Origin of the sequence: Paraburkholderia sp. BR10882 (assembly GCF_040948855.1) — a bacterium.
GTDB lineage: Bacteria > Pseudomonadota > Gammaproteobacteria > Burkholderiales > Burkholderiaceae > Paraburkholderia > Paraburkholderia nodosa_A.
The window spans coordinates 466270-478373 of the sequence record NZ_JBFPKP010000005.1; the positions used below are offsets into that span (position 1 = coordinate 466270).

Annotated in this window: 10 protein-coding genes and 1 pseudogene; 9 read left to right on the top strand and 2 right to left on the bottom strand. The window is 60.3% G+C overall.

What is annotated here, in order from left to right; translation table 11 throughout:
- Window positions 1–422 precede the first annotated feature (422 nt).
- The 9 genes from AB3X99_RS16825 (at window position 423) to AB3X99_RS16865 (ending at window position 9995) form a co-directional block, all read left to right on the top strand.
- The gene (locus tag AB3X99_RS16825) at window positions 423–926 is read left to right on the top strand and encodes a hypothetical protein (RefSeq protein WP_368617571.1); all 504 of its coding nucleotides are present in this window, start codon (window positions 423–425) and stop codon (window positions 924–926) included.
- Between the two features lie 194 nt (window positions 927–1120).
- Window positions 1121–1672 carry a hypothetical protein gene (locus AB3X99_RS16830; protein WP_368617572.1) on the top strand — a complete coding sequence of 184 codons (552 nt, stop codon included), beginning with the start codon at window positions 1121–1123 and terminating at the stop codon, window positions 1670–1672.
- An 866-nt stretch (window positions 1673–2538) separates the two neighbouring features.
- A complete protein-coding gene (locus tag AB3X99_RS16835; RefSeq protein ID WP_368617573.1) occupies window positions 2539–3087 on the top strand; it encodes a hypothetical protein in 549 nt (182 codons plus the stop codon).
- A 387-nt stretch (window positions 3088–3474) separates the two neighbouring features.
- Window positions 3475–4047 carry a hypothetical protein gene (locus AB3X99_RS16840; protein ID WP_368617574.1) on the top strand — a complete coding sequence of 191 codons (573 nt, stop codon included), beginning with the start codon at window positions 3475–3477 and terminating at the stop codon, window positions 4045–4047.
- Between the two features lie 178 nt (window positions 4048–4225).
- Window positions 4226–4744, top strand: coding sequence for a lysostaphin resistance A-like protein (locus tag AB3X99_RS16845; protein ID WP_368617575.1), 519 nt, complete (start codon window positions 4226–4228; stop codon window positions 4742–4744).
- Between the two features lie 64 nt (window positions 4745–4808).
- Window positions 4809–6518, top strand: a complete 1710-nt coding sequence (locus AB3X99_RS16850; RefSeq protein ID WP_368617589.1) for a molecular chaperone HscC — start codon at window positions 4809–4811, stop codon at window positions 6516–6518.
- A gap of 13 nt (window positions 6519–6531) precedes the next feature.
- The gene (locus tag AB3X99_RS16855; protein ID WP_368617576.1) at window positions 6532–8268 is read left to right on the top strand and encodes a hypothetical protein; all 1737 of its coding nucleotides are present in this window, start codon (window positions 6532–6534) and stop codon (window positions 8266–8268) included.
- Between the two features lie 35 nt (window positions 8269–8303).
- Window positions 8304–9014 carry a hypothetical protein gene (locus tag AB3X99_RS16860; protein ID WP_368617577.1) on the top strand — a complete coding sequence of 237 codons (711 nt, stop codon included), beginning with the start codon at window positions 8304–8306 and terminating at the stop codon, window positions 9012–9014.
- A gap of 618 nt (window positions 9015–9632) precedes the next feature.
- A complete protein-coding gene (locus tag AB3X99_RS16865) occupies window positions 9633–9995 on the top strand; it encodes a hypothetical protein (protein ID WP_368617578.1) in 363 nt (120 codons plus the stop codon).
- On the opposite strand, the pseudogene AB3X99_RS16870 reads toward AB3X99_RS16865, so the two are convergent.
- Window positions 9974–11567, bottom strand: a pseudogene (locus AB3X99_RS16870) (IS66 family transposase). The gene AB3X99_RS16865 and the pseudogene AB3X99_RS16870 sit on opposite strands and share 22 nt — an antisense overlap.
- 29 nt (window positions 11568–11596) lie before the next feature.
- On the bottom strand, window positions 11597–11911 hold the full coding sequence (gene tnpB, locus AB3X99_RS16875) for an IS66 family insertion sequence element accessory protein TnpB (RefSeq protein ID WP_368617579.1): 315 nt from the start codon (window positions 11909–11911) through the stop codon (window positions 11597–11599).
- Window positions 11912–12104: the final 193 nt, after the last annotated feature.

Sequence of the window (12104 nt, forward strand, 5' to 3'; positions counted from 1 at the left end):
GTTCGTCCCATTCGCGGCTATTGTCTGCGGCGTGGGGGCATGGCTGTATGACAGGAGGAGATTTAGCCGTTAGGAGGCGATCCTTTGACTGCAGCCCCAGATGGTAGACCTGTACAACCGGCAGTTGCACCAGGCAGAAGTCGACGGGATCAAAGCGAAGGCCAAGCAACTCGCGGATGCGGGAGTGACGAGCTATGACGATGCGCTTTCGCGAAGGCCGCAGCCAGCCTGTATTCGCTATCCAAACCTGCTAGGAGAACAGCGTCGAACCGCGCGCCTTTCTCGTGGCGCTGTTCAAGGCATTCCCGCTGGCACACAGTGCCGATGATTGCGAAGCCCCGTTGCCGCGGCGTGGTCTGACTAACGCACGGCCGCTCACCTTGCGCAGGCCACCTGGCCTATTGCGCGCTTACAAAAGAACGATGAAATCAATCCAAAAGAAATTTGCGACGTTTCTCACTCTCGCATATCTCGCAGGTTGCACCACCGTAGGTCATCCTTATCCTTTCCCGAAAGACTCGGAGCCCTCAGCAGAACTACAGATCCAGGGCAAGGCCGTCTATCTCCTGACGCTAAACGAAAAAGGCTGCTACACGGGCAAAACCTATCTCGATGGTAGTCCGGGGGCGATGCCGGTCAAAGTCGTTCCCGATAGACCGCTCGTGATCTCCTACGAAGAAAATGTATGCATGTTGCCCGCGTCGTTCACGCCGCAGAAAGACGGACGTTATCGCCTGGTCGCCTGGGAGGGGCACAAGCCCGCCGATGCGGATATGTCCTTCTTCCAGTCGATGATGCATGTGCACGACCGGCAATGTGTCGTCGACGTCGTGGAGGTCGATTCTGAGGGGGCGCCTGTTAATGCCGTCAAGGTCACGGCACTTCGACCCAGACAGACCGCGTTTACATGTATCAAGTTCCGATGATCCGCGTGACTTATCCCGAAACCAGTCGAAAGGACTATGCGGAGCAAGGCCTGCCGCAGAGTAGACACCGAAGAATTCAGGTTTCGCGAACACCGCACGCGTGATGAAGACCGCAATGGAAAGTGTCGCACCGGTGATCGGCGCGATGGACGCGGAAACCGCATGCTCGTATCAACAACTTCGAAGCACACTTCATGAAACGTCTGATCTTCCTCAGCCTCTGCCTGGCAGCCACGTGCGCCGTCGCCGGGCCGCCGGTACTGCTTGAAACACCGGTTACCTACGCCCCCGACGCCAGCGTGGTCGAGCAGGTCAGAAACGAATGCCATGTTGAAGACATGCTCACGCGCCATATGGGCGAGCTGCTTCGCAAGCTCAACAGAGGTGGCGATGGTACCGTTGCATCCCAGACCAATGCAGCCGAAGCAAGGATTCTCCGGTTGCAGATAACGCATGTGATGGGCGTCGGCGGCGGCGCGTGGAGCGGGCCCAAGGCTGCGACAGTGTCGGCAGATCTGATAGAGGGCGACAAGGTTGTCCGCCATGTCAAAATCAGCCGCTGGTCGGTGGGCGGTGTGTGGGGCGGCTTCAAGGGAACCTGCTCAATCCTCGATCGCACGACCATTTTCATCGCGAAGGACCTCTACCGGTGGGTGCGTGACCCGTCGTACGAGATCAGGGAGGAGGCGCCGCCCACAGAGGCTTCCGCACCGACGGCTCAAACCGATCCGGCTGAGACCGAATAGCAACCGCGCGAAGCAACATGAAGTCATTCGGAAAAAAGATGAGCCGACTCGAATATGCGTTCGAGAAGCCTGTGAGGAGCTGTACGTAACGGGTGGCCTGATCAACTGTTCGGTTCCAAACTCATCCTTCTTACCTTCGGGCAAAGCTGTCGCGCGAATTAGCGCGTAATCAGCATCGGTTATGCATGGGGGCGGGTATTCATTTCGCGTATGGGCTAAACCTTGGATACCCTACTGCCGTTAATCCTCCTTGCAGACATCATTGATTGATGAGGGCTGGCTGTGAGGATCGTCGTTAAGTTCGATATCCGCCCGTTTTTTGCTAACAACATCTGATTGTCGTCGGCACGAGACGCTGCTGCGGGTTTGATGCCGGACGGGAAGTGACAATAGATGAACCGCACATACCCGCCTGTTGTAGCGTTGCCGCATCGACCAGCCACGCAATGCAGCCGTCTACCTTTTTTCGCAGGAAGTCTCAATGACTCGCGATGGCGCCGCACGCCAGGGCAGAAATCTGAGGAACGTTTTATGGTGAACCATCCCTATGCTCGTCGTGGCGGTCTGAGACGCGCTAAAGGCGGAGCGCCCATTTACGAGAAGACGTGGCCTGATGGCAAAGCTGCCGTGTCGCTCGATCGTCACGAGACACCAGTACCAGACTGGAAAGCGTGCGAGGAGCGTACGGTAGCAACGAAGACTTTCGCTGTGACGCACAAACGACGCGGGTTGGTACTGGAGCTGGCTGGCGATGAGAGCAGCTATTGATCGCTTTCAAGTTGATGCGGTCGACATTCGCGCGGCGACCGCAGGACCACGCGCCTTGGTAACCGGGCAGCAATCAAGCAATAAAAACGGAAGAAGCAATGAACCGCGTTGTCAGCCGAACTGGTCGAAGCATTTTTTCAGCAATCTTGGCTTTGTCCTCTACCGCATGCGCTGTCCTCACGTATCAGCCCCCGCCAACGGGCGACATGGCCCGCTTACGCGTCGTTACCGCGGAAGCCATAGAGACTCAGGTTTTAGTCCTGCCCGACGCCCAGAATGGGTGTGTTACGAAGCATATGAAGCAATGGCAATGGTTCGCGATCCTTGGTCAGCATCTACCACGCGACGGATTGCAGGGCGTCACGATTGGGATGCCGGGAGGCGAAGCCTTTAAGCCGATATCCGTCGCGGAGGCTACGATTCCCGCAGAAAAGCCATTTTCGATGTATCTGATCAGGGCGGGATACAACTACACCTGCTCGGTTGATCTGACATTCGTTCCGCGTGTCGGCGTCGACTATGAGGCTAACTATTCGCTAGTCGGCGGAACGTGTCATGTTAGCGTCGCGGAGCTGAAAAAGGGCGCAGATGGTGAAGTAGTTCGATCGCCAGTTGCAACGTCTGACGTCGAGTTCTGCAAATCGTGATCGGGTGGGACAAATAGTAAGGCAGACCAGGATGCGGATTATACGGTCGTGCAGCTGGATGGCCGGGTGAGCGAATGCGCTCCCGGTTAGATAGGAAAACGGGAGAAAAAGCGAAATCAGTCACAAACGGCGCAGTCCCCGGGCTCGTCGGTGGGTTTTAGCGCCAGCCGTGCGTGAGTGCGACCGCCATCAGGTCCATGCCGGATATGGGGTGCCCGCCCGGAAAGGGATTTTTCGTACGCCGAGCGGTCAGCGCGTGCATGCTAGCGCGTTGCAGCCGAACCTGAGTGGACATTCAGTGCATCGGAAAGCAGCCGCTCGGCGCTGTTGATTTCGTAAGACGGAATTCCTGTAGTCTACCCTGACGATTGCAGCAGCGCTCCAACTATGATCAAGATGCTAGGCCGCCTTCTTGGGCACGCCCCCGCTACGAGTGTCCCGACTAAGACGGAGATCCACGCTGATCCTGGCAGTCAGGCGAAGCTCGATATCGTGAGCAGGTTACTCGCTCTGCCGTCGGAGCATGGCCGTTGGCGTTCTGAAGATTGGCAACTTTTGCGCAACCGGGATGCGTTCTTAACGGTGGACCGGGGTCTCGACACTGAAGAGATTGTTGGTCAGTGGAACCATCTGCTTGACCCTGAGCACATGATTTCTCTCCCGGCCCCCGTCGCCGCTCTTACGGTCAGGCTGAGCTACAAAGGGCATACTAGCGACGTCTCGTACAGGGCCTCGCAAGAGGACTGCTTCATCGTCGTGGTGGCTATCGCTCAACTTGCAAATGCGGAGATTGATACACGGCTATGCAGGGACTCGCTTGGAAACAGCGACCTTTGCTTTCTTCCATTGCTGCATACTGACTGGAGCCAATTAGAAGAGGCGAACGGCACTGCGGCGCTCGATCAGCGCTTTGCGAAACTGCCCACGAACATTGACGACTTTCTTGAGTTGCTGGCGTAGGCGCACAGGTAGGTACTTCGCAGTTTCTCTCGGCTTGAGACACGCCTGGTTCGCACTGTCGTCGTTAGTCCTTGCGCTACACCTGGGAGGGGCATTCCACCTGGGCTCGGTAACGCTGTCGCCGGCGGTCCACTCTGCCTCTCATACCGACTGGCCGGCGCGTATTGCTGTTGCCCACATGTGGAATTTGCTGTTTGTTGTACTCGTAACGCTGTGGATTGCCAGGCGCTTGTCGATGCGTGAGTGGATAGGCAGTGGGCCATGGAAATGGTGGTGGTTCGTCGCGCCAATTGTGTTGTTGGCCGTTGCTCACTCGATGAACAATGCATGGATAAATACGAGGCCAGCGGATTACGCTACCCTGGACTGGACCGCGGAACTGGTTACCGGAGCGAAGTCGATTGGAGGGGTGCCATTAGCGGTGTTTCTGATTTGCGTGGCCGTTCCGCTGATTGAGGAGTTTGTCTTTCGCGCCTGCCTGCTGGGCGGTCTCACGCGCCATATCAGCTTCGGTTGGGCGAACATCGTACAGGCAGTCATTTTTGTCGCGCTTCACCAGAATTCGCGGGCTTTCGCTTTCCTGGTCACATTTGCCCTGGTTCAGGGCTGGATGACACGCAAGACGAGAGGATTGGGCATACCCATTCTGACGCATGCTGGTGTGAACGAGATGTATGTCTGGGCGTTCTACGCATAGACGGCAACAAAAAACTCGCTCTGTCAGAGCTTCCTATACCTATACGAATCCGGGGAACCCCCCTATGTCTTACATCGTTGGAATCGACCTGGGCACGACGAACAGCCTGATCTCCGTCTGGCGGGAGGACCGGGCCGAATTGATCCCGAATGCGCTCGGCGAGTCCCTTACTCCGTCGTGCGTCTCGATCGACGCGGACGGTTCGATACTGGTCGGCCGGCCCGCGCTCGAGCGCCGCAGCACGCATCCGGAGCGCACCGCCGCGAGCTTCAAACGCTACATGGGTACGGAGCGGAAACTGCATCTGGCCGATCGGCTTTTCCGGCCAGAAGAACTGTCCTCTCTGGTTCTGAAGTCGCTCAAGGCTGACGCCGAGGCGTGGTTGAATGAGCCGGTGACGGAAGCGGTGATCGCAGTTCCGGCCTACTTCAACGACGCTCAGCGCAAGGCGACCCGCATTGCCGGCGAGCTGGCCGGCCTCAAGGTGCTGCGCCTGATTAACGAGCCAACCGCCGCTGCGCTCTCATATAGCGTGCATCAGCGCGACGGCGAACGGAAATTCCTGATCTTCGATCTCGGCGGCGGGACGTTCGACGTTTCGGTCCTCGATTTCTTCGAAGGCGTGATGGAGGTGCGTGCCAGTACCGGCGACAACTTCCTGGGCGGGGACGATTTCACGCAGGCGTTGTGCGAGTTGTTCTGCCGTAAGCGGGGCATCGCGCTGAGCGATCTTTCGGCGGCCGACTCGCAGCGACTGTGGCGTCAGGTTGAAGGCGCGAAGCGGCGCCTGACGCAAAGCGACAACGGGCGCGTCTCGCTCGAACTGCGTGTCGACGATGTTGATCACTCGGTCGAGTTCAGCGCAGACGATGTCGATCGCGCTTTCGAATCGCTCCTGGAGAAGCTGCGCAAGCCGGTCGAGCGCGCACTTCGGGACGCGAAGATTCCGCTTGCCCAACTCGACGAGATCATTCTGGTCGGGGGCGCGACCCGCATGCCCGCCGTTCGAAAGCTCGTGTCGCGGATGTTCGGCCGCTTGCCGGCCGGTCATCTGAACCCGGACGAAGTGGTCGCGTTGGGCGCGGCGGTGCAGGCTGGGCTCGTTGGCCGTCATGCGGCGCTCGACGAGATGGTGATGACCGACGTCGCGCCTTATAGCCTCGGGATCGACACGGCGATTCAGGTGAGTGCCGACGGCTACGCTGGCGGGCATTTCCTGCCGATCATCGAGCGCAATACGATTGTGCCGGTCAGCCGCGAGCAGCGCGTGGCCACGATACGCGACCGGCAACAGTATCTGAACATCAAGGTATTCCAGGGCGAAGCGCGGCTGACCCGCGACAATATCGCGCTCGGCGAACTGAGGCTCGAGGTGCCGCTCAAGCCGGCGGGCCAGGCGGGCGCCGATGTCCGCTTCACGTACGACGTCAGTGGCGTGCTCGAGGTGCAGGCGACTGCATTTCCGGACGGTGTCACGCGGACGATCGTCATTGAAGAGAATCCGGGCGTCATGACGCAGGAGGAAGTCGCGCGCTGTGTGGCCGCATTGGCGGCGCTGAAAGTCCATCCGCGGGACCAGATCGAGAACCGCACGTTGCTGGCACGGGCAGACCGGATCTACGAGGAGTTGCTGGGCGAACCGCGTCGTTTCCTCGCAGCTCATATCGCGCGATTCCAGGCACTGCTTGAACGCCAGGCATTCGAGGAGATTCCGCGTGTACGTCGGGAACTTGGCACGGTGCTCGATCAGATCGATGCGCAATCCACCTACTGAGCCGAGAACGCACATGAATCAATGGCCTTGGAGCGTGCTCGAGATCGAATCGGACTCGGATGAGCGCGCAGTGCGGCGTGCCTATGCGCGCGTGTTGAAGCAGCAGCGCGCCGACGAGAATCCCGAACAGTTTCAGGCGTTGCGCGGCGCGTATGAGCATGCGCTGATGCTCGCGCGTCATACAGCGCAGGCTGTCACGATCGCGGTGGTCGAGGCCGACAGCGCGGATCGGGGTGGGCAACCCGACGGGGCGGAAGGTAGCAGTCCGGATGGTGAAACGTCGCGAGTCGGCAGTGGCGAAGCTTTCGATCGACCGGAATTGCCTCCGCCGGTAGGCACGCTTGGTGTGGCTGATGAAGCGACGAGGATCTGGGACGCGTTCGCTGCGGAGCCGGATAACGTAACCTCGCGGCGTGCGATCACGGAACTGTTTGCGTCGTTGGTTAGCATCGCGCTGCGCGACGAGGTCGAATGGCGCGCCCTGCTGTATTGCCTACGCGACGATATTCCCGACGATTGTCGAGGCGACATCGCCGAGGCCCTGAACTGGCGCGAGAGCTCGGGCCACCTGATGCAGAGGAATGTCTTCGTGGCGCGGCAGGCGTTGATGAAGATCTTCGCGGACGACGAATACCGCGAACTCGAACGGCGTTTTCCGTTGTTGGTCGATCTCCTCGAACAACCGCGTCCCGGTATGGCGAAGGCGCTGTTTCGGTTGGGTGATGGCGCCCGTCATCGCGCAATGCAGGCGCTGCTCTTCTCGTTACAGACGTCCTTCGCCAATGCCCGGGTTCTCAGATTCGACAGCGAACAGATCACCTTCTGGGAGCGCGCGTGCGCGAATCGGACGAAATGGGGGCGGCTGGTTACGATGGCGCCGCTGCTCGGCGTCTGGTGCGGCATGCTGTTCGCCACAGGCATGTCAGTCGCGCATTTGGACGGCGGTCACAGGGCGTGGAGCGTACACGAATGGGCAATCGTCGCAGTGGTCGTGTTCCTGATTATGCTTGTCTACGGTGTCGCCGTGTTCGGCTCGTCGCCCTTACCGTCGCGCTGGAAGCGCTTCGCCCGGGAAAATGTCGGCGCGCGATATGGATGGGTCGTGTTGTGGGTCATGGCGGCATGCGCCGCCTACGCCGACCCGCGAGGAGGTATCGTAACGGCGGTGGCGCTGGGATCACTATCGATCTCGTCGGTATGGGCGGTTGCGGTACACGGTTGGCCTGGCCTGAAAGGACTGCTGATCCTTACTGCCTCCGCGGCGGGAGGTTTCGGCTTCTACAGCTATTTTGTCCACGTCGTCGGTGGTCCGTGGCAGTTGCCGATCGCGCAAGGCGCGTTGTACGGAATGTTCAGCGGCTTTGTCCAGGACGAGCTGCGAGGGATCATAGCGAGGTGGAGGCGTGCGCATCGCGCGGCGGTGGCGGCGTGGCTTGCTGCAGGCACCGCAACGGCGGTATTGCTCGTCGCCCCGGATCTGGCGGACGCTGGTGTCGCTTGGGTCGGGCCGACGTGGAGCGCCTATGCGCTACTTGTTGCGGTTGGAGGCATGCTTGGGAAAATGCGCTGGGGGCAACTGCTGGCAGTGTTCCCGCCGATGTTCCGGTGGTACGGATTTGTCCTCTGGTTTGGGGTGGCATTGACCAAAGCATCCCTGGCAGCGTTCGTCGTGCTTGGTTTGATGGGTATCTGGATTGTTCAGGACGTTTTGCGAAGCAGGCATGCTCTACGCGGCGAATCGATGGCATAGCGGTAACCAGACGACTCAAACATAGAAGTGCCCGCATGATTGTTCCTGTTGATCGTCACCCGTCGCTCGAAAAGCTCAAACGGCACGTCGAGACATTTGGCTGGATCTGCCTGTCCAACACCTGGACGGGGTATCACTCCAGATACGCTTTCGAGTGCGGTCGCGGACACCGGTTCGAGCGACATGCGACGCGCCTCTATCGAACCAGCACGCCCCCGGTATGTGCCGAATGTGAAGAAGAGGCCATTCGCGAGCGCTGGCTGGCAAAAGTTGACGGGCAAGACGGTCAACTGGTCAAAGGGACATTTACAGGACTGCTCGAATGCTATCGGTTGTGCTGTGCTGAAGGCCACGAATGGGAAGTGCAAGGTCGAAAAATCAGCGAGGGTAGCTGGTGTCCTTCATGCGCTCACGAGGCGTCCGCCAGACGTAATCTGCTGGCGGACGGGTTGAAACGCCTGCGTGCGGCAGCCCGCGCCCACGGAGGGCGATGCCTGGCGACGGCATACACCGGCGCCCGTAGCTACTATCCGGTCGAGTGCGCGAAGGGACATCGATGGGAAGCGGAGGGCGCCGAGATCTTGCGCGGGACCTGGTGCCTGCGTTGCGCGCGGTCGGCGTCACAAATCGACGCGAACGGGGTGGCACGGCTTCGAGCGGCCGCGCAATCGCATAACGGAGTGCGCCTGTCGACGGAGTACGTCGGCCAAGCCGAAGTACCGGTTCCGTTGCCAGGAGGGGCCTGAATGGACGGTGGCTGGCCAATTGGTGTTGCAGGGTAGGTCGTGCCGACGATGCGCAGCCGGTCGTCGCTGGGCGTTGACCAGGTGCGGGAGATGGCGGCTGAGCGCGGCGGAGCATGCCTGTCTGATACGTACGTCGACAAGGAGCACAAGCTGTCATGGCAATGCCATCGAGGTCACGTCTGGCAGGCGCGAGCTGGCAGCGTTCGCCAGGGAAGGTGGTGCCCGTCGTGCGCAATACTGGACCGTATCGGCGCGAAGAACAGCTGGAAGCGTAGCCGGTATGAGGCAACGCGGAAACTCGACGAGTCGCTGTCGTGCGTTGTGGGCGTCACGTAGAAGTTTGATTGGGAAGACGTTCGTGCAGAACCATACGGCACCCGTAGCAGAGAGGGGCGCCATAGCAGGCGAAGAATCCAATTTTCAAGGGGGAGAGGGGATGGCATCGACTGTTGAGCGTATCTTGATCCTGGCGAAGACATATCCTTCGCCAAGCGCGAAGCACGTGGAGACGTCCTGTGTCGCAGGCATGAACGTGCAAGGCGCAATGCGAAGGCTGTACCCGGTGCCGTTCCGGATGATTGAGGTGGTCAGCAGTTCAGAAAGTGGCAATGGATCGATGTGCGCGTCGAGAAGGCCGCCAAAGATCATCGGCCCGAGAGCCACAAAGTTTATGTCGACACGGTCACCTGCGGCGACGTGATAGACACCAGAAAAGAGTGGTCGTTACGGCGCGACTGGCTCGACAAGATGCCTGCGTTCGATGCTTTCGACGCAATCGATGCGGAGAGGCTTGCAAACGGGTTGTCGCTCGCACTTCTGCGCCCGAAGCGGTTGCTCGGCTTGGACATCACCAAGGCCCGAAACCCGGATTGGACGGATGAGGAGCGGGAGAAATTGCTCCGGGAGCAGATGCAAGGTAAGCGTGGCATCAGCAACGTCTTGACTGGAGGTCGTGATCTTCAGACTGCGGTGCGGATCTGACCGGCGACGACCCACGGTGCGAGTTCGTCGATGCGGTTGATTGCATGGTCGGCGATGCGTGCGAGCACGTAACGCAGATATGCTTCAGGATCGATGCCGTTGAGTTTTGCGCTGCCAACGAGGCTGTAGATTGCGGCGGCACGCTCACCGCCGGAGTCTGCACCAGCAAACAGATAGTTGCGGCGACCGATGGCTACTCCGCGCAGCGCGCGTTCGACGGGTAGATTGTCGATCTCCAACTGCCCGTCATCGCAATAGCGTGTGAGCGCTTCCCACCGGTTCAGCGCATAGAGGATCGCCCGACTCGTGTCCGATTTGCGCGAGAGCGCCTCCAGCGTCGTTGTGAGCCACGCATGGAATTGATCGAGTAGCGACCGCGCGTACTCCTGTCGATGCGCACGGCGCTCGTCGGGCGGTTTGCCCCGGATCGTTTCCTCGATCCTGTATAGCGCGCCAATACGCTCGAGCGCTTCAGTGTTCAACGCATTGGGGCGCGCTGCGTGTAGTTCATAGAACTGTCGTCGAGCGTGCGCCCAGCAAGCCGCCTCCGTGACGCGCCCGGTTTCGTAGATGGCCTGGTAGCCACCGTACGCGTCGGCTTGCAGCGTACCGTTGAACGACTCGAGGTGCTGCTGTGGATGGATGCCCTTGCGATCCGGCGTATAGGCGAACCATACCGCCGGCGGCGTCATGTCGGCCGATGCACGATCATCGCGCACGTACACCCACAGGCGACCGGTCTTTGTCTTGCCGTTCCCCGGTGCAAGCACTGGAACCGGCGTGTCGTCGGCGTGCAGTTTCGTCGCTGACATCACGTGACGACGCAGTGTTTCAACGAGCGGCTTCAGCAACGTCGCCGCGTGACCGACCCACTTCGCAAGCAGCGAGCGATCAAGCTCGACGCCTTCTCTCGCGTACATGACCGACTGCCGGTAAAGCGGCACGTGGTCTGCGAACTTCGAGACGAGCACGTGTGCCAGCAGCCCTGGGCCGGCGAGACCGCGTTCGATGGGACGACTCGGTGCAGGCGCCTGAGCGATGTGGTCGCAACACACGCACGCAAACTTCGGGCGCACATGACGGATGACCCGGAAGCTGGCCGGCACGTACTTAAGCTGTTCGGCGACGTCTTCGCCCAGCGGCTTCATCTCGCCGCCACACTCTGCGCACCTCCCGGCAGATTCGGGCAAGTGCGTCCGGATCTCGCGCGGCAGACGTTCAGGCAGTGGCTTGCGCGGCGCCTGTTCCACAGCGGTGCGCGGCGTCTTCTGGATTTCGACCGGCGCCGCGCCTTCGTCGGCCTCAAGCATCTTCGATGCGCAGCTCGAGTTGCTCGATCTGATGGTCCAGTTTCTCCGACTTGCGACCGAACTGCATACGGCGCAGCTTGGCAATGAGCAGCTTCAGGTGTTCGACTTCGGCGACGCGCGAAGCCAGCGCGGCTTGTTGCGAGTCGACCAGTTCTTGAAGCTTGAGCATTTGCGCGTCGCGCTCGCGCAGCGCCGCCTCCTGGCTGAGCAGCATGGCCTTCAGCGTTTCGACATCGTCGGGAAGTGGGCTCGCGCGCGTCATGCAGGCAGTTTACGCGCCGGCAGCGACGTTTACAACGCTGAGGTCGGTCGAGCCGTTCTCGCCGGTTGCCGCCAGTCGATGCCTTCCAGCAGCATTGATAGTTGTGCCGGGCTCAGGCAAATGACGCCACCATCGGCTTGAGGCCATACGAAGCGCCCCTTCTCGAGTCGCTTCATCAGCAGGCACATGCCATCGCCGCTCCACCACAGCACCTTGAGCAGGTCGCCACGTTTGCCGCGAAACACGAAGACGTGTCCGCAGAATGGATCGCGTTCAAGCACCGTCTGCACCTTGGCGGCGAGACTGTTGAGTCCGGCCCGCATGTCGGTCACGCCGGCAGCCATCCACACACGCGTGCCGACAGGAAGACCAATCACGTCTCGGCCTCGGCAGCGGCACGCAACGTACGCAACACGACACGCAGCGTGGCTGCGTCGGGCGTGCCCTCGATACGCACGCGTGCGATGCCGACGCAAATCTCAATCACTCCCGCGACGACCGGCTGTGCCTTGTTCTGCGACTGAACGGGCAATGCAG